This window comes from Gordonia jacobaea (assembly GCF_001186365.1).
GTDB lineage: Bacteria > Actinomycetota > Actinomycetes > Mycobacteriales > Mycobacteriaceae > Gordonia > Gordonia jacobaea.
Genome location: NZ_LDTZ01000014.1, coordinates 41,635 through 59,325 on the forward strand (window position 1 = coordinate 41,635; position 17,691 = coordinate 59,325).

The 17,691-nt window shown below is 65.5% G+C and carries 16 protein-coding genes and 1 pseudogene; 4 read left to right on the plus strand and 13 right to left on the minus strand.

What is annotated here, in order from left to right:
• Positions 1 to 5: 5 nt before the first annotated feature.
• The gene (locus tag ABW18_RS03165; protein ID WP_049697586.1) at positions 6 to 1,253 is read right to left on the minus strand and encodes an MFS transporter; all 1,248 of its coding nucleotides are present in this window, start codon (positions 1,251 to 1,253) and stop codon (positions 6 to 8) included.
• A 90-nt stretch (positions 1,254 to 1,343) separates the two neighbouring features.
• Here ABW18_RS03165 and ABW18_RS03170 point away from each other — a divergent pair, with 90 nt between their 5' ends.
• Positions 1,344 to 1,973 (plus strand): TetR/AcrR family transcriptional regulator, encoded by a 630-nt coding sequence (locus ABW18_RS03170; protein WP_235434281.1) that lies wholly within the window; start codon positions 1,344 to 1,346, stop codon positions 1,971 to 1,973.
• Between the two features lie 93 nt (positions 1,974 to 2,066).
• Entirely contained in the window at positions 2,067 to 3,494 is a 1,428-nt protein-coding gene (locus ABW18_RS03175; protein WP_049697588.1) for an amidase, read from the plus strand.
• 109 nt (positions 3,495 to 3,603) lie between these two features.
• Here ABW18_RS03175 and ABW18_RS03180 read toward each other — a convergent pair whose 3' ends face one another.
• The 6 genes and pseudogenes from ABW18_RS03180 to ABW18_RS03205 form a co-directional block, all read right to left on the minus strand.
• Positions 3,604 to 5,247: a solute symporter family protein gene (locus ABW18_RS03180; RefSeq protein WP_049697589.1), complete on the minus strand. Its 1,644-nt coding sequence runs from the start codon at positions 5,245 to 5,247 to the stop codon at positions 3,604 to 3,606.
• 83 nt (positions 5,248 to 5,330) lie between these two features.
• Positions 5,331 to 5,606: pseudogene (locus tag ABW18_RS03185) on the minus strand (DUF485 domain-containing protein); the annotation flags it as partial.
• A gap of 251 nt (positions 5,607 to 5,857) precedes the next feature.
• On the minus strand, positions 5,858 to 7,606 hold the full coding sequence (locus tag ABW18_RS03190) for a sodium/solute symporter (protein WP_049697591.1): 1,749 nt from the start codon (positions 7,604 to 7,606) through the stop codon (positions 5,858 to 5,860).
• Positions 7,603 to 8,055, minus strand: a complete 453-nt coding sequence (locus tag ABW18_RS03195) for a membrane protein (RefSeq protein WP_049697592.1) — start codon at positions 8,053 to 8,055, stop codon at positions 7,603 to 7,605. The genes ABW18_RS03190 and ABW18_RS03195 overlap by 4 nt, the downstream gene beginning before the upstream one ends.
• Complete coding sequence (locus ABW18_RS03200) at positions 8,052 to 8,831, minus strand: LytR/AlgR family response regulator transcription factor (protein ID WP_049697593.1); 780 nt, start codon at positions 8,829 to 8,831, stop codon at positions 8,052 to 8,054. The genes ABW18_RS03195 and ABW18_RS03200 overlap by 4 nt, the downstream gene beginning before the upstream one ends.
• Entirely contained in the window at positions 8,828 to 10,105 is a 1,278-nt protein-coding gene (locus ABW18_RS03205) for a sensor histidine kinase (protein WP_049697594.1), read from the minus strand. The genes ABW18_RS03200 and ABW18_RS03205 overlap by 4 nt, the downstream gene beginning before the upstream one ends.
• Before the next feature lie 171 nt (positions 10,106 to 10,276).
• On the opposite strand from ABW18_RS03205, the gene ABW18_RS03210 reads away from it, so the two are divergent.
• Both ABW18_RS03210 and ABW18_RS03215 read left to right on the plus strand, forming a co-directional pair.
• Positions 10,277 to 11,194, plus strand: a complete 918-nt coding sequence (locus ABW18_RS03210; RefSeq protein WP_049697595.1) for a dipeptidase — start codon at positions 10,277 to 10,279, stop codon at positions 11,192 to 11,194.
• Positions 11,195 to 11,495: 301 nt separating this feature from the next.
• Positions 11,496 to 12,332 carry an SDR family oxidoreductase gene (locus ABW18_RS03215; RefSeq protein WP_049697596.1) on the plus strand — a complete coding sequence of 279 codons (837 nt, stop codon included), beginning with the start codon at positions 11,496 to 11,498 and terminating at the stop codon, positions 12,330 to 12,332.
• A gap of 17 nt (positions 12,333 to 12,349) precedes the next feature.
• Here the strand turns inward: ABW18_RS03215 and ABW18_RS03220 are convergent, their stop codons facing one another.
• The 6 genes from ABW18_RS03220 to ABW18_RS03245 all read right to left on the minus strand — a co-directional run bounded on the left by ABW18_RS03220 (position 12,350) and on the right by ABW18_RS03245 (position 17,535).
• Positions 12,350 to 13,936 carry a polyamine aminopropyltransferase gene (locus ABW18_RS03220; protein WP_049697597.1) on the minus strand — a complete coding sequence of 529 codons (1,587 nt, stop codon included), beginning with the start codon at positions 13,934 to 13,936 and terminating at the stop codon, positions 12,350 to 12,352.
• Positions 13,933 to 14,364, minus strand: a complete 432-nt coding sequence (locus ABW18_RS03225) for a DUF350 domain-containing protein (protein ID WP_152929994.1) — start codon at positions 14,362 to 14,364, stop codon at positions 13,933 to 13,935. The genes ABW18_RS03220 and ABW18_RS03225 overlap by 4 nt, the downstream gene beginning before the upstream one ends.
• A 72-nt stretch (positions 14,365 to 14,436) precedes the next feature.
• A complete protein-coding gene (locus tag ABW18_RS03230) occupies positions 14,437 to 15,045 on the minus strand; it encodes a DUF4247 domain-containing protein (protein ID WP_083444297.1) in 609 nt (202 codons plus the stop codon).
• Positions 15,042 to 15,569 (minus strand): DUF2617 family protein, encoded by a 528-nt coding sequence (locus ABW18_RS03235; protein ID WP_049697598.1) that lies wholly within the window; start codon positions 15,567 to 15,569, stop codon positions 15,042 to 15,044. The genes ABW18_RS03230 and ABW18_RS03235 overlap by 4 nt, the downstream gene beginning before the upstream one ends.
• The gene (locus ABW18_RS03240; protein ID WP_049697599.1) at positions 15,566 to 16,201 is read right to left on the minus strand and encodes a DUF4178 domain-containing protein; all 636 of its coding nucleotides are present in this window, start codon (positions 16,199 to 16,201) and stop codon (positions 15,566 to 15,568) included. Before ABW18_RS03240 ends, ABW18_RS03235 begins: the two co-directional genes overlap by 4 nt.
• Positions 16,202 to 16,332: 131 nt before the next feature.
• Positions 16,333 to 17,535, minus strand: a complete 1,203-nt coding sequence (locus ABW18_RS03245; protein WP_049697600.1) for a hypothetical protein — start codon at positions 17,533 to 17,535, stop codon at positions 16,333 to 16,335.
• Positions 17,536 to 17,691: the final 156 nt, after the last annotated feature.

The following is a 17,691-nucleotide window of genomic DNA, read 5'->3' on the forward strand; positions in this document are numbered from 1 at the left end:
TCGACTCAGGCCCGAACGCGGTCCTTCCTGGTCCGCGTCCACGCGGTGACCAGTGCGCCGAGCACGGTGATGGCGAGGACATATGCGACGTAGCAGACGACGGTCTCTTGCAAGCCGATGTGCGACACCACGAGTCCAGCGATCACCGCGGGGACGCTGAAGGCGATGTAGCTCGTGATGAAGACTGCCGAGAACACCTGCCCGCGCTGATGCGACGGCGTCTGATTGCTCAGGTTGTCGAGTGCCCCGAGGAACGTGGCCGCGAATCCGGAACCCGCGATGATCGATCCGACGATGTACAGCGGGAGCATCGACGTGAGGACGCCTGCGAGAGAGATGATCGCGCCTCCCGCGAGCGCCGGATAGCCGTAGGTCAGTTTGGTATTGGCGTCCCAGGTTGTGATCGCCAGAGAGGTCACCGCGCCGGAGGCGAAGAACACGAACAGGACGGCGCCCGCGGCTCCGTGGTTGGTGATCCCGAACACGCGCGCCACCACGGACGAACCCAACGAGAGGTAGAGGCCTCCCATCGACCAGGTCGCCACGAATGCGGGGATCGCCGCGAAGAACAGCTTGCGCAGGGCCGACGGCACCGACGCCTGCGGTGCGAGGGTTCGCCACACGTGGCGGCGGGATTCGAAACCGACGCGTTCCGACGTCTCCGGAACGATCAACAGCGCGACCAGCAGGATCGCGAATACTGCCAGCGTCACCTCGTAGACGAGGATTCGTGGCGCGGGTGCGTACTGGACCAACACGCCGGCGACGACGACTCCGGCCGCCAGTCCGATGGTCGGCCCCGCGCCGGTGATCGCCGAGCCGAGGCGCTGTGACGGTTGCATGTCGACGACGGTGGCGGTCAGCGTGCCGATCGCCGCTCCCGTCGCGAGCCCCTGTAGGGCTCGCGCGGCGATCAGGAGTCCGACGCTGTCGGCGACGACGAACAGCACCATGCTTCCGATGAGCAGGACGAGCGCGACCGCGAGGACCGGGCGTCGGCCGATGTGATCCGACAGCGACCCGACGGTGAGCAGGCTGACGAGCATCGTTGCGACATAGATCGCGAAGACCACGGTCAGGGTGAACGGCGAGAAGCCCCATAGCTGCTGGTAGACGGGATAGAGAGGGGATGGGGCCGCCGAGGCGAACAGGACCGTGATGATGGTTGCGGTGACGATCCAGAACGCGCGATGCGGATGCAGCGGCCGTGCGCCGCGGCGACGTCGAGCTGTGTTCTCCAACGTGGCTGTCACGACCGTACCTCCTAAGGCAAAGCTGGCTGCATTAAGGCCAATGTATGTGGTCGCGGTTGTAAAAGCAACGCTATTTGCAATAATGGTGACATGGCTGGAACGTCGCAGGCAACGGGTGGTTCGTCGACGCAGAGTGCGGCGTCGACGACTGCTCCATCAACGGCCCCATCGCACGGCAAGCGGCCCGGTGGCCGTAGCGCTCGCGTGCAGAGCGCGGTCTTCACTGCAGTCGGCCAGCTCGTCGGTAGCGGAGAACGCGAGACGATGACCATCCCGCAGGTCGCAGAGCTGGCAGGTGTGAATCCCACCAGCATCTATCGACGCTGGGGGACCATCGGCGATCTGCTCGAGGAGGTCGCGGTCGCCGCGCTGACGCAGGGCGAGGAACTGCCCGATCACGGCACACTCGCCGACGACCTCGGCGACTGGTCGCGGATCATCGCCGCCGACATCGGCCGTCCCAAACGTCGTGCGTATCTGCGGGCGATGGCGTCGGCTCGCGACGGCATCGTCGAGGTGTGTCCGTGCTGGGAGATCCGACGGCAACAGGCGACGGAGATGATCGAGCGTGCCGGCGCGCGCGGGGAGAGCACACCCAGCGTGCGGCAGGTGCTCAACCACATCATCGCCCCGCTCTACCACCACGCCGTGTTCGCGCTGCCGATCGACGACGAGTACGCCACCGACCTCGCCGCCGACGTCATGGCCATGGTTCGGTGAGCTGGGTCCGGTGAGTCGGGGTCCGGTGAGTCGGCGAGTGGTTGCGAACTGATCCGGTCCTGACGGCCGTCCGGTACGGCTAGGCTTCGGGCCATGCAGCACGTACATGCCTTTCGCGACGACGCGCTGGGCGAACTCGACGGCGTAGGCGTCGGCGCGGCCATTGCCGCAGGCGAGATCTCGGCGGTCGAAGCGGTCGACGCCGCGCTCGATCGCATCGACGCGGTGAACGCGACGCTCAACGCTGTCGCCTTCGACGATCGCGAGCGCGCCCGCAAGCGTGCCGTCGATACCGATTTCGGTGCGGCGTCGTTCGCGGGAGTGCCCTCGATCGTCAAGAACAACACCGACTTTGCCGGAATCCCGACTCGCAACGGTTCGGCCGCTACTCCCGATACCCCCGCATCGACCACGGAACCGCTCCTCGAACAGCTCGTCTCGACCGGCGTGAACATCGTCGGCGCGTCGACCTTGCCCGCGTTCGGACTCACCGCGACAACGGAGTTCGTCGACAGGCCACCCACCCGCAATCCGTGGAACACCGAATTCTCTTGTGGCGCATCGTCGGGAGGGTCGGCTGCACTTGTCGCGGCAGGCGCGCTTCCGATCGCGCACGCGAACGACGGAGGCGGATCGATCCGCATTCCCGCGGCCGCCTGCGGGCTGGTGGGTTTCAAGCCGAGTCGGGGACGGCTGTTGCTGACAGCCGAATCCAAGCAGATGCCGATCGATCTGATCGCCAACGGAATCGTGAGCCGCTCGGTGCGCGACACCGCACACTTCCTCGCCGATGCCGAAAAGTATCGACCTGCAGCCGATCTGACCGCCATCGGTCTCGTGACCGGCGAGGGTCGACGCCGCTTGCGCATCGCGATGATGACCGAACCGATCACCGGACAGCTACTCGACCGCGACACCGAGAACGCGGTGGCGGGTGTCGCCGAACTGCTCGAGTCGCTCGGACACGGCGTCGAACATGTGCCGGTCCCCGTCGACAGGCGATACGTCGACGACTTCACCGAGTACTGGGCGCTGCTGGCATTCTTCATCGACCACTTCGGAAAGCGTTCCTACGGCAGGGGATTCGACCGCTCGCAGCTCGATGCGTTCACGCGTGGACTGTCGCGGAAGTATCTGCGGCGCATGTGGCACACCCCCGCGACCGTCCGTGCCCTCAAGCGCTCCACGGCGATGTTTCGGGAGATGTTCACGCGGTTCGACGTCGTGCTCTCGCCAACCCTTGCGCACACTACTCCGGAGATCGGATTCCTCGATCCCGCAGGCGATTTCGACGTTGTCTTCGATCGATTGATGCGCTACGTCTCGTTCACGCCGATCAACAACACCTCCGGTACGCCGGCAGTCAGCCTGCCCCTGGCGCAGTCGTCGGTGGGAATGCCTGTCGGAGTGCACTTCTGCAGCGATGTCGGCGACGAACGGACGCTGCTTGAGCTGGCATACGAGCTCGAAGCGGCCCAGCCTTTCGCGCGGATTCAGGACGCGGGCGCGACTGCTGGTTGAGCCCGCCCACCGGTTCACAGCACGATGCCGGGCACTCGATCTCGATCGAGCGCCCGGCATCGTCCGGTCCTATGAGGCCGTACTGCTTCGCAACATCGGTTTCGCTACATCAGTGCGCCACAGCCTTTTCGGCACCGATGCCGGTGAGCGAACGCACCTCCATCTCCGCGTTGCGTTCCGGAGTGCCCCGGTCCTTGGGTGCTGTCAGCGTTCCGACGATCCCGAGTAGGAACGCGACCGGGATTGCTACGATCCCCGGGTTCTCCAGCGGGAACCACGCGAAATCGGAGCCGGGGAGCATCGACGTCGACTTACCCGACACCGCCGGTGAGAAGATGATGAGGATCAACGTCAGCCCGAGCCCGCCGTAGATGCTCCACAGCGCACCGCGGGTGTTGAATCGCTTCCAGTACAGCGAGAACAGGATTGTCGGCAGGTTGGCTGCCGCCGCGATTGCGAACGCGAGGGCCACGAGGAAGGCGACGTTCTGACCGTTGGCGAGGATGCCGAGCACGATGCCGAGCACACCGAGAGTCACCGCGGCCATCCGTGATACGCGCACCTGGTCGGCCTCACTTGCCTTGCCGCGCTTGATGACACTGCCGTAGATGTCGTGCGCGAAGGACGCCGACGCGGTGATGGTCAATCCCGCGACGACGGCGAGGATCGTCGCGAACGCGACCGCGGAGATCACTCCGAGCAGGATGACGCCACCGAGTTCGAAGGCCAGTAGCGGTGCTGCGGCGTTCTCCTTGCCTGCTGCGGCCATGATGCGGTCCGGACCGACAATCGCAGCAGCGCCGTAACCGAGCACGAGCGTGAAGAGGTAGAACGCGCCGATCAGAGCAATTGCCCAGACGACGGAGCGTCGAGCCTCCTTGGCGGTGGGGACCGTGTAGAAGCGCATCAACACATGCGGGAGCCCCGCGGTGCCGAGCACGAGTGCAACAGCCAACGAGATGAAGTTGATCTTTGATTCCACCGAGCCGCCGTATTTGGCTCCGGGCGCGAGCACGTCATGCGAGGCGATCTTCTCACTCGACGACCCCGAAATGGCATGCTGCGCAGAGCCGAGGATCTCCGAGAAGTTCATCCCGAACTTGCCGAGCACCATGAGGGTCATGATGGCCGCGCCCGCAATCAGCAGGACGGCCTTGATGATCTGCACCCACGTGGTTCCCTTCATTCCGCCGACGAGCACGTAGACGATCATCAGTGCGCCGACCACGGCGATCACGATCGACTGGCCGGTGCGCGATTCGACGTCGAGGAGGAGGGCAACGAGACCTCCGGCGCCCGCCATCTGCGCCAGCAGATAGAACAGGGAGACGACCAGCGTCGAGATCGCGGCGGCGAGACGGACGGGGCGTTGCCTCAATCGGAAGCTGAGCACATCTGCCATGGTGAACTTCCCTGTGTTGCGCAGTAATTCGGCAACGAGGAGAAGCGCGACCAGCCATGCGACGAGGAATCCAATGGAGTACAGGAAGCCGTCGTAACCGTAGACGGCGATGGCACCCGCGATGCCGAGGAAGCTCGCCGCAGAGAGGTAGTCACCCGCGATCGCAATTCCGTTCTGCGGGCCGGAGAATGCTCGGCCACCGGTGAAATAATCTGCGGCAGTCGAGTTGTTTCGGCTCGCGCGGATCACCACGAACATGGTGATCGCCACGAACGCGGCGAAGATCGCGATGTTGGCGACGGGGTTCCCGACCGTTCCGGCGGCGAGATGCACTGTGGCTGAGGAGTTCATCGAGTCGCCCCCTCATCGGTGCCCTGTGTGGCGTTGGAGCTCTGTGTGGCATCGGCGCCCTGGCCGGTGGCCGCGCACTCCGTGTCCATTTCCTCGCGGAGAGCGGCCGCCCTGGGGTCGAGCTCACGATTGGCAAACCGCACGTAGGCCCCGGTGATGACGAAGGTCGAGACGAACTGCAGCAGACCCAGAATCAGCCCGACGTTGATGTTGCCCCAGACCGGCGTGGCCATGAAGTCGTGCGCGAAGGCGCCGAGGGCCACGTAGAGGCCGTACCAGATGAGAAAGAACGCAGTCATCGGAAAGACGAACCGGCGCAACGTCGTACGAAGATCCTGAAACTGGTCACTGCGCTGCATGTCGATGAACTGTTGTCCCGTCGGCGCGGAATGCGCTTCGGGTACGTGCTCTGTGGTTGACACCGTGCCTCCGAAAGAACTCGTGTGATGTGGATACCCGTCAACTCTCGAAGAGACGGAGATCACTCACAAGAGGTGTCGCAGGTCACACGATGAAGCCCGCGAATCGTGCGCCGAGCGGTCGTTGCGCGCCGACGAACGGTTGGCCTCTGGGCGTCATCACATGCTCGTACAACCTTGTCGCTGCGGCGTCATGGCTCCTCTGGCACCCGTTCGACGCTCAGGCCGAGCCGTTCCGGCACATGCATCCGCGCGAAGATCTGCGACACATCGGCGACCCTGTGGCGTTGGGTCATCGCGCTCACGCAGATCATGGTCACGAAGGCGAGTGGAACGGTGACAGCGGCTGGGTAGCCGATGATCGCCGACGGCCAGCCGTTGCCGACCTCGTCGTCCACGACGTCCGCGATCGCCAGTGACGTCGCGATACCCGACGACAGCCCGCCAACGGCAAGGCCGGCGATGGCGCCCGCGGGCGTCAACCCGCGCCACCAGATTCCGAGTACGAGAAGCGGACACAGCGTCGACGCGGCGATGGCGAAGACGAACCCGACTGTCCGCGACAGTTCGAGATCTGACGCGGCGAACGAGATGACGATCGCGAGTGCACCACCGATCGCGGCTGCCAGTCGAAAGTCGCGGACCCGACCCGGCAGCACGTCGGTCGACAGGGCCCCTGCAACGCTGATGAGCAGACCGGACGACGTAGCGAGGAACGCCGCGATGGCGCCCGCCGCGACCAGCGCGGCGAACAGTTCGCCGAGAATGCCTCCGACCGCTGCGCTCGGGAGCAACAGCACCGCGGCGTCGGCGGTTCCGGTGATGAGGAGTTGGGGGACGTACACCCGGGCAAGCACGCCGAGGAGCAGGGGGAAGAGGTAGAACACGGCGAGCAGGACGATGACGGTCACCGCGGTTCGACGCGCCGAGCGTCCATCCGGATTGGTGTAGAAGCGCACCAGCACGTGCGGCAGCCCCATCACTCCGAGGAATGTCGCGACGATCAGCGAGAAGACGGCGAAAAGTGCGTGCGGGCCACCGAATCCGCCGCCGGACGCGAGCCATCTCTGGCCTGTCGACGGTGCGCCCGCCACAACGGGCGTCGCTGCTCCCGCGCGCAGGTGGATCGTGCTCCCCGCCGCAACGGTGTGTTCACCCGCCGACGCGAACGGTGCGTCGTTGACGGGCTGGCCGTCGATGACGCCTGTCACCTCAACACCGTCGGTTTCCGGTACTGCCACAACCACATCCGTGGTGACGTCGACCGTCGTCGCTTCGGACACTCGAGGGGGTGCGGGTTCGCCCAGTGCGGGCCGATCGGCGAAGAACACCACGAGAAGCGCAATCGTCGGAATTCCGATGGCCGTCAGCTTGAGCCAGTACTGAAACGCCTGGACGAAGGTGATCGACCGCATGCCGCCGCCCACCACGTTCACGACGACGATCGCTCCGACGAGAACCACCCCCACCCACACGGGTGCGCCGAGCAGGATGTTCAAAGTCAGTCCCGCGCCTTGGAGCTGGGGAATCAGATACATCAGGCAGACCACGACGACGACAACCATCGCGGTCTGGCGTGCCGCTCGCGAACCGAGTCTGAACTCCGCGAAATCGGGCACCGTGTACGCACCGGATCGGCGCAGCGGTGCCGCAACGAACATCAACAGGCCGAGGTATCCCGCGGTGAAGCCGACCGGGTACCACAGCGCATCGGCGCCGTACTTGGCGACCAACCCCGCCGCTCCGAGAAACGATGCCGCAGAAAGGTATTCGCCTGAGATCGCCGTTGCGTTGCGCCGCGAACTGACCGCGCGCGAGGCGACAAGGAAGTCGGAGGTCGTGCGCGACCTCCTGCCACCGTAGACGCCGACCGCCACCGTCGCGAGCGCAGCGAGGAGCAGCGCCGCCGCGGTGACGATGCGAATGCCGTAGTCGGTCATGGGCTCTGGCCATCCTCGACGCCCGCGTCGGTCACATTCTCGACGCCAGCGTCGGTCACATCTTCGACGCCCGCGTCGGTGTCCTCCTCGATGAGTCCGAGGAAGTCGTCCTCAGCCTGCTCGGCGATCCGCACGTACACCCGGCCGACCAGGTAGAGCAGGGGATAGATCAGCACGCCGAGAACCAGCCAGTTCAGCCGGATGCCGGCAATCGTAGCCTCGCCCAATGTGGGAAACACGGTGCCCAGCAACGGAATGGAGGCAATCAGCAGAGCCGTCGTGACGCCGAGCCGAAGCGCCAGACCGAGCTGGGCGCGCATCAGGCCCCGCACCAAAGCGTCGCCGACCTCGGTCTGCTCTCGCACCTCGACGCGCGTGCGGACTCGCCGTGCACCCCGTCTCTGTGCGAGTACCACGCGCTCACGGCGAGGAGTCGACGGCTCGCTCATGTGTCGTCGCCGGACGGCGTCCGGTAGGCGCGCAGTGGATCGTGGACGAGGCGCTCCTTCAACTCCCGGGATTGACGTCGACTCACCGGCAGTTCCACCGCGGGCGACGTGCCGTTTGCCCGTACACAGACGAGGGTCTGGGACCCGCTGGTGCGCATTCCGCTGACCATCGGCAGATACACCAGGTACGAACGGTGCACGCGGCTGAATCCGTGCTCCCGCCAACGGGATTCGAGCGTAGAAAGCGGTATGCGCACCAGGTGCGCGCCCGAGTCCGAATGCAGCCGGGCGTAGTCGCCGACGGCCTCGACCCAGGAGATCGAATCACGCCTCACCAACGACGTCACCCCAGACAGCTCCACGGGGATCACATCGTCGCCGACGTCCTGACGTGAATCTCCACCGGCCGCAGACCGGGCGGCAACCGCACGTTCGACGGCCTGCCCGAGCCGATCCTCGCGCAGCGGCTTCAACAGATAGTCGACGGCGCCGACGTCGAACGCATCCACCGCACGATCCTCGTGTGCGGTGACGAACACGATCGACGGCGGATCGGAGTAGTTGCCGAGCACACGGGCCAGTTCGATTCCGGAGAGCCCAGGCATATTGATGTCGAGAAAGATCGCCTCCACCGAGTTCTCGGCGAGTTCGCGAAGGGCGGCGGTGGCGTCACCCGCGCGGATCACCTCGCCGACGTCGGATCGCCGTTCGAGCAGGTACACCAGCTCGTCGAGCGCCGGAGGTTCGTCGTCGACGGCAAGAACGGTCAGGGTCATCGCGGGTTCGCCTCCTGCGTCGGCGTTGCTGGGTGCGTCGGCGCTGCTGGGTGCGTAGGCGACTGCTCCACACGCACACCTGCGCGAAACTTCGGCACCCGCATGGTGACCTTCGTGCCGGCACCCACACCTGTCTCGACCACTAGACCGTAGTTGTTGCCGAACGCGGCCCGCAGGCGATGGTCGACGTTGGTCAGCCCCACCCGTGCGCCCGACGTCTCCTCCGTGGGTTCGGTCGACGTCGCGTCGAGTGCGTCGATGTCTCCGGAGCGCAGCAACTCCGGGTCCATCCCCACACCGTCGTCCTCGACGGCGATGACGCAGTCGGTGCCCTCGTCGCGCGCGGTGATCGAGATCGTTCCGCCGCCCCGCGCCGCGACGCCGTGCCGCACCGCGTTCTCCACCAGTGGTTGGAGGGCGAGGAAGGGAAGCACCACTCCGAGCACCTCCGGGGCGACCTGCAGCCGCACGTCGAGCGCTGAGCCGAATCGGGCACGCTCGAGCGTGAGATAGCGGTCGATGTTGCGCAGTTCGTCGGCCAGCACCGTGTACTCGCCCGCGGCGCGGAAGGAATAGCGGGTGAAGTCGGCGAAGTCGAGGATGAGCTCGCGTGCGCGGTCCGGATCGGTGCGTACGAACGACGCGATGGTGCTCAACGCGTTGTAGATGAAATGCGGACTGATCTGTGCGCGTAGAGCGAGAACCTCGGCGCGGTCGAGACGAGCTCGGGACGCGTCGAGGTCGGCCAGTTCGAGCTGGCTGGACGCGTAGCGCGCGACCTCCGAGATCGCGCTCAGCATGCCCGGGCCCGGCAGCCGGACAGAGGCGACGACGAGTACACCGACCGCGACGTCGTCCACCACGAGCGGCTGGGCGATGAGAGCGCGTATCCGCGCGTCGACTCCGACAGGATCGCGGAGCAACACGTGTCGCAGTTCTTCACCCGCGGTCGCGGCGATGTCGTCGGCCCGGCCCAGCAGTCGTTCGTCCCACGTATGTGGCTCGTCGTGGGCCAGCCGTGTGCCGTCCGCGTCGTACAGGGCAATCGCATCGGTGGCGGTGAGGGTTCGCAGCGGGGCGAGCGCCTGCTGTGCCGATTCGGTTGTCAGACCCCGCCGCAACGGACGAGCGGCCCTCGACGCTGTGTTCAGCGTGGAGTGCACGGCGCGTTCGGTGGGTGTCGCCACGACGCGGCGCGTTCGGAGCAGCACCGCGATCATCGCGACGGCGGCAATGATGAGCACCGCGATCAGTACGGCCACACCGTCGGACATCAGACGTCGGCCTCAACGTCGGCGTCGGTGGGGGCAGCACTTGTCATGCGACCATTCTTGCGAGCACGCGAGCGATGTGTGGCCGAAACGGGCGTCTGTGTCGAGGGAGTACGTCGGACTTCGTGGCAAGGCGAGTGATCCGAGAGTCAACCAGGCGCGAGAGGAGTCGCGATGACACCGCTGTGGGACCAGCACGCGTGTCTGCCGCTGCAACCCGACGCCGACGTCGGCTACCTGACCAGGTTCTCGCGGCCGGGCCCGACGTATGTCTCGGTGAACGTCGGCTACGCGCCGCAGACCCATGCCGACTCGACAAACCTGTTGGCGCACTTTCGTTCTGCCATCTCGCGCCGCAGTGACCTGACGGTTGTCGCATCGCTCGACGAGATCGACGCCGCAGGTGAACGCGGGCAGATCGCCGTCGGCTTCGATCTCGACAACGTCCACCGCTTCGTCGAACTCGGCGTGCGCACCATGCTGCCCACCTACAACCACGCCAACGCCGCGGGTTGCGGTTGTCTGGACGCCACGGACACCGGACTCACCGCGTGGGGGCGGCGACTGGTGGCCGAAATGAACTCTGCCGGAATGGTTCCCGACGGTTCGCACTGCAGTGTCCGTACCGGCCTCGACCTGTGCGAGGTGTCGACCAAGCCGGTGATCTACAGCCACTCGTGCATGCGCGCGGTCTGGGACCATCCGCGCAACATCACCGACGATCAGGCACGCGAATGTGCCCGCACCGGTGGTGTCGTCGGTATCACCGGCGTCGGAATCTTCCTCGGCCCCAATACGCCGACCCTCGAAGCGATGACCCGACACCTCGAGTACGCCGTCGACCTCGTCGGCATCGACCACGTCGGTGTCAGCACCGACCATTCATTCGACGCCGCCGACTTCCTCGCGGAGATCCGCGACCACCCCGACTCCTTCGACGACTCGTACACCCGTTGGGGCCCGATCCAGTGGATGGCTCCCGAGGTGTTCATCACCCTGGGGGCGCATCTCTCGCGGCGGGGCTGGGGCGACTCCGACATCGCAGCAGTGCTCGGCGGCAACTTTCGACGGGTGGCGGCGGCAAGCTGGTGAGCCGCCGAGCGCCCGAGACCGTCGACTGGGCGCTCCAAACCGTCGACTGGGCGCTCCAAACCGTCGACCGTGCGCCGCCGCAGCCTCCCGACCGATCGCTCGGTCTTGACCTTCCCTTGCGGATGTGTAAATCTCCTTGCAGGAGCACTCAGATACACATCCGCACGTGGACGATGCCGATTGTGGCAGGCGCACAACTGATTTCGTAGTGGACAGCGCACAGATGGCAGTGCGCAGTCGGCGCCGGCCAAACGATGCCACGGAATCGACACACAGGAGAGGGGCCACAGTGGCCACAGGAATGTCGTCAACATCCGATCAGACTTTCGAGGGGCGCACCGCCGTCATCTCAGGCGGTAGCCGCGGTATCGGTCTTGCGATCGCGACCGCACTCGGAGCACGAGGGGCCAACATCGTGCTGCTGGCCAAGACCGACGCGCCGCACCCGAAGCTCCCCGGCACCATCCACACCGCCGTCGAGGAGATCGAGGCGGCAGGTGGCAAGGCGACGGGCGTCGTCGGCGATTTGCGCAATGAAGACGACGTCGCGCGTGCCGTGCAGACGGCGGTCGACACCTACGGCGGCGTCGATATCTGCATCAACAACGCCAGCGTCCTGAACCTCACGGCAACCGAAGAACTGCCGATCTCACGCTTCGACCTCATGCAGCAGGTCAACGTCCGTGGGACATTCCTGCTCACCCAGAAATGCCTTCCCTACCTGAGGAAGTCGCCGAGCGCGCACGTGCTCACGCTGTCGCCCCCGCTCAACATGAGCACCGAGTGGCTCGGCAAGCACCCGGGCTACATGCTGGCCAAGTACGGAATGACGCTTGCGGCAATGGGTTTCGCCGCCGAGTATGCCGACTCCGCCGTCGCGAGCAACTGCCTGTGGCCGGAGTCGACGATCGCGACCGCCGCGGTCCGCAACCTGCTCGGTGGTGACGAGGCCGTCGCGCACTCCCGATCGCCACAGATCATGGCCGACGCCGCTGTCGCCGTGCTCTCCAAGGACCCCTCGCAGACGGGGCGGTGCTACCTCGACGTCGAGGTGCTGGCCGAGGACGGCGTCACCGACTTCTCGATCTACGGCGGACAGGAGCCGATCGAGTACGACATCTTCGTCGACCCGCGGTAGCCACCCCCGCGCGCCAATCAGTATGTCGCCCACTCGCCCTGCGCGTAGCGCAGAATGCGCGGGTCCATCAGCGTCGACGGCGGCATGTCGAGTGGTTGCCGGTCGAGCGGAAAGACAGCGGCCGCCGACAGCTCGGATTCGCTGAGGAAGCGCATCGGCCCCGGTGCGCGCAGGTGAAGCTCCGGTGGTGCGCCCTGGTCGGCGAGAAAGAATCCCCAGTCGCCGAACGACGGGACGTCGACGTGGTACGGCGTTATGGCCAGCCCGGCAGAACGCAGCGTCGACCCGATGCACCAGTACGATTTCGGAGCGAAATACGGCGAGCCTGACTGCACGACGACCCGACCTCCCGGTGCGGAATGAGCCTTCGCGAGTGAGTAGAACTCCGTCGAATACAGCTTGGCCGTTGCTGATTCGTCCGCGTCGGGCATGTCGACGATGATCACGTCGTACTGCTCGTGCTGCTGCCGCAACCACGTGAAGGCGTCTGCGGTGACGACGCGTGCACGTGGATCGTTCATGGAGTTCCGGTTCAACCCGAGCAGTCGAGGATCGGTGCGTGCGAGCTGGATCATCGCGGGATCGAGTTCGACGAGGGTCGGCCGAACACCGGGGTAGCGCAACACTTCTCGTAGGGCGAGTCCGTCGCCACCACCGAGCACGAGCACCGACGCCGGAGTCGACCCGCCGTCGCTGCTGCGGGCCACCGCGTCGGCCATCGCTGGATGGACGAGTGCTTCGTGATAACGGTATTCATCGCTCGATGCGAATTGCAGGTCGCCGTTCAGATACAGCCGCGTATCGCGGCCCCCCGAGCCGATACGTCGCTCTGTGATCACGATGTCCTGATATTGCGTGCGTTCGGCGGCGACGATCGGGTCCCGATACAGAGCTTGACGCGCGGTGACCTCGAAACGGTCGGCGTAGAGCAGCGCGGCCACCAACACGGCGATCACCGCGATGGCGGCCGCGCTCAGCACTGCGAACCCGGTGCGCGTCAGCGACTTTCGGAACATCACGAAGACCAGGAAACAGCCGGCGATGGCGTTGACGAGGCCGACGACGATTGCGCCGCGCAACTGTCCGAACACGGGTAGCAGGACGAACGGAAAGCACAGACCGCCGATGAGTGCTCCGATGTAGTCGGCGGCGAACAGGTCGGCGACCGCAGAACCCGCCTCCTGCTTGCGAATACGTTGTAGCAGCACCATCAGCAACGGAATCTCCGCGCCGATGAGCAGACCCAACACGAAAGCGACCACCACGAGGGCCTGGGTATACAACGACAGATATGCGAACGCCGCGTACAGCGCCAGCACCGACAACCCGCCGAGCAGTGCGAGCGCGAGCTCGATGGCTGCGAAAGCCGTGACCGCGTGGCGCTGTAGCGGTTTGGCTGCCAGCGAGCCGATGCCCATCGCGAACACCATGACCGCCAAGACGATCGACGCCTGTGTTGCTGTGTTGCCGATCAGATACGAGCCGAGTGACACCAGCGCCAACTCGTACACGAGCCCGCATGCCGCGCAGACGAATACGACGGCGAGCAATCCGACACGGGCGAACCGTGATCGGGGAGCGGTGTGTTCGGCCAGCAGTGTCACAGTATGGCAGCGGCGATGATCACTGCGATGCCGACGTGCGAGATGCCGTGGACCCACACCGCGGGATGGCTTTCTGCCCCGATGACGATCTCACCGAGCTTGCCCGGGGTGAACAGGTCGATGACGAAGAACGTCGCGCACATCACCGCCAGACCGATCAGCGTGTAGATGACGGTGTATGTCAACCCGACTGCGAGGCGTCCCTCGCTCGCTGCAATCGCAGCGGTGACGATGATCGCGACGGCAATCAGATTGGAGCCGACGAGGATTCCCGCATTGCGGTTGCGGTCGATCCACAGCTGATGACGCAGGTTGCCGGGCGTCAACGCGTCGATGACCGCGAAAGAGATCAGCATCAGCAAGACCCCGACACCCGCGTAGGCGGCGGCGTAGTAGGTGTTGGTGAGAATCGCGTCGGCCGAGATCATGTGTGTACTCCCGTGTCTGATGCTTGCTCTGGTCGGACTTCCGTGTGCTGGCACAAACTGCGCCCCGATGTCTTACTTTCCGGTTCCAATGCCACCACCGCGGTTGGAGCTTCCCGACCCGGAGAAGTCGGGCGTCGGGACCCAATAGCCGCCGACGTAGCTGTGATAGTGGTTGTAGCCCGACCGGTAGTCGCGGCTGACCATCACCTTGGTTTTGTCTGCGGCATAAGGGAAAAGGCCGATCAGGTAGCCCGGGTACTGCAGAAACTGCGTACCTGCGACGTTGCCCGCCCCGGCAGTGTCGCCCGCGCGCTGGTCGGTGGGATTCTGGGCCGACGCGAGTTGGGCTGACACAGTCGACGGGTCACCGTCGGCGATGTATGCGTCGACGTCGGACTCGTCGAGCGAACTGTCGCGCTGATAGTGCGACGTCACGTACGCCCGGGCGTCCCCGCCGCCCGATCCGCGAAATGCGCTGACCGCGCACGAGCCGAGCGCGATCAACGCGACGATCACGATGAGCGCGATGATCGTGTTACGGATGCGCCGCAGCCTCCGGGTCGGATCAGCCTGCCCCTGTCCCTTCCCCTGCGGCCCGCCTGACCAGCCGGGTCCTTGCGGGCCACCCGGGGCGCCAGGCCATTGCCCTCCCGGGTCGTCGCCTCCCGGCGGATAGGTCATGACCGGACCGCCAGGGCGTCACGGTCGATCCGGCTCGACGTGACCACCACCTCGCCCGCCTGCGGATAGGTGTGCCAGGTGCGCCAGACGAGCGCGGCGTCGTCGATGTCGGCGGTCACCGCCGTCACCGCGAGCTCGTTGCCGGGGAATCGCCCGAGGAGTGCGGGCAACCCGGCGCGCGCATGTCCTTCGACCTCGGATTCGATCTGTTGGAGCAGGTCGGCCATCGCCGCGGAACTGCACTCGATGACTCGCGACGAGAACACGTAGCCGTCGGCCTGAAAGCTGTCCGGCAGTGCGGTGGTGATGTCTGGCAGGCAGGCGACCGTCTCGCACAGTTCGTGCGCGTCGTCAGTGATGACGATCTGGTGGCTGGCACCGAGGAGTCGGATGGAGATCGTCAACGCCCCGATCGTGTGATCTGCCGCTGCGAGCGGCTCACGCTGCGCGGCGGTCAGCGAGAATCCGAGCTGACCCGCCCGGGTGTCGGAGAACGCGACGTCGAGGTCGGTGAACGGACTCACCGCTGCTCCGGGCCCGGATTCGACGGGTAGATCCGGTACTCCGAACGATCGAGCACCTGGCCGCGCGCGCATTCCCACCCGCTGCCGTAATCCTCGAAGGACAGCCTGTCGCCACCCGCTTCATAGTCGTGATAGCGCATCCGGCCGACCTGCGCCAGACCTGTCGTACCGAACGACGTGAACTGTGCTGAACCCGCTTCGTCGTTCGTATACCGCCGACCTTCGAGATCGACGTAAGCCGGTCCGGGGGTCACGGTCACGCCGCTGAGCTCCTGCCAGAGGACCACTTCGAGATCCGGATCGTCCTCCACCGAGATCCAGGCCTTCCGGCCCAGACCGGTGTCGAGGAAGTTCTCGGCCCACGAGAAGCCGTCCTGTGAGAGCTTGAGCGCGCCCCGGACCGCGAACGTCTCTCCGCGGATCTCGACGAGGTCGCCGGGTTTGAGCTGGCGAGGATCGCCGCGCACGGCGTCGTCGTCTGCGGTCGAGAAGGGATCACGCGGCTGGTACGTGCGCGAATACAGCGCGTCCCGCTCGGCTTGCTCGCGCTTTCGTTTGCTCAAGACGTTGAACACGAGCACGACGACGATGATCGCCAGCAGAGCGATGACGATGATCAGCAGGAATTCCATTGGTCAGAGGATAGTGCGTCGGGCCGGACATTCGGGGCACCCAGTGTCGGTACCGCGAATGACATCCAGCCCGACGCACCGTCGCTACCGAACCCGTGTCCTACTGAACCCGGTTCTGCTGAACACCGGTCCTACTTGACGTTGGTGTCGATGAACTGGGTCGAGTACAGCTCGTTCGCGGGGATCTGCGCGGGCAGATCAGATCCGGAGTTGTTGAGCACCGGGATCAACTGATTGATCGACTCCTGCGCCTTCGCCATGTCGATGCCGCCCCACACGCCCGCGGCGTCCGGGCCGATGACGCCCTTCTCCTTGAGGATCTTGGCCGAGTACGACGCCTCGCCCTCGCTGTAGGTGCTGAACGAGACGTCCTGCGAAACCCAATCGGTGATGGTCTTGTTGATCGCGTCGGGGGAGTTCACGTAACTCTTGCCGGTCTGCTGGATCATCGGGATCAGCTTCTGCAGGCAGGGAGTCAGCTTCTCCATCTTGTCGGGCCGCACACTCACATTCGACGCGTAGACGTCGTAACCGGCGTCGCGGACCATCGCGTAGGCGACGGGCTTGTCCCACGACGGGGTCTCGTGCTCGTAGGTGTACGGCTCGGAGTTCACGAAGCCCTGCTGCGCGATCGACGGGTCGCCGACGAATCGCGCTGGCGCGCCGTCGTATCCGGTGTCGAGCTGGCTCTGCTTCAGTAGCCCCTTGGCAACCAGCCATTGCGGGAACACCTGCTCCTTCGACACGACGACGGTGGCGTCGGACTTGCCGATATCGGCGATGGTGCGCCAGTCGGGGTGCTTTTCCGGGTCCCACATCAGGATCGACGGGTTGTACTGCAGTAGTGGCGTCAGTGCTACGACCCGCTGCTTCGAGGCAGCTGAGACGAGCTGGTCGCCGTGGACGAGTCCGAGGTCGATGCTGTCGTCGGCGTGCATCACCGAGGGCACCGACTGGAATCCGATCGCGGGACCGCCCGCCCGCAGGGTGATGTCGACGCCGGTGTCCTTGCCGTCGTAGGCGAGCGGGCCGGTGGCCGACTTCTGATTCGCGTCGACGGTGTATCCGGGGCCCATCAGCCCGATCACGCCGGCCATATCCGACTGCGGCTGCCACTGGAGTTGCACCACAACGTTTTTCGGGCAGACGGACGCGAGGTTGTATTCGGCCGGTGCGGACGGCAGCGACTGCGCCGAGCTAGACGACGTCGACGACGAGTCGGTGCACCCGGCGAGTGCGGCGACACACGCGGAGGCGGTTGCCGCTACGACGGCTGCGCGTACTGACAGTCTGCGACGTCGCGAGGCGACGTGGGACGGCGAAGCTTTGGACACGGTGGAACTCCTCTTGCGGAAGGGTGAACGAGACCGACGACGCCGGCCCCTGGAGTGGATTACATGTAAATGTAGGGGTTGCCCGCGGATCGCGCGAGTCCGGTGCATGTAGCGCGGATGGACGGTTCTGACACCGTAAAACCACTTCTGACATGC